This is a genomic window from Pseudoalteromonas sp. SR45-4, from assembly GCF_014163535.1.
In the GTDB taxonomy this organism is placed as follows: domain Bacteria; phylum Pseudomonadota; class Gammaproteobacteria; order Enterobacterales; family Alteromonadaceae; genus Pseudoalteromonas; species Pseudoalteromonas nigrifaciens.
In genome coordinates, this window is the sequence record NZ_JACJDO010000118.1 from 1 (window position 1) to 396 (window position 396).

At 38.4% G+C, this 396-nt stretch carries 1 pseudogene; it reads right to left on the bottom strand.

What is annotated here, in order from left to right:
- A pseudogene (locus H5058_RS18240) lies at positions 1 to 384 on the bottom strand (IS4 family transposase); the annotation flags it as partial.
- Between the last annotated feature and the right edge of the window lie 12 nt (positions 385 to 396).

Below are 396 nucleotides of genomic sequence, written 5' to 3' on the forward strand. Positions count from 1 at the left end.
TTTTTTATAGGGATATTTAGATGGTTTCTTTTTCACACATCGTGGAAAGCTGCGCTCATGACGCCTTGTTGGTAACTGAAATAGCGTCAGCGTTTCTAATAAATGCTCATAGTGTTTTGGTAAATTTCCCGGACTTGTCAGTGGGATAGTTAACAGAAATACATTGATATGTCTTGAACAATGAGAAAAACTCAGTTGATTTGGCCATACATCCAGTAACTCTGCTGCCTCACGCATGGCTATTCTTATAATATTGTAGGCAATTAGTACCCCCCACAATTCTTGCCTTATCATATCCGGCCTTTTTGAGCGTAGGATATAGTTTGAGTGCAACATTGTTTGTTTTATTTCTCGATATCCTATTTCTATTTCCCAGCGATGCATGTACAAATCAGC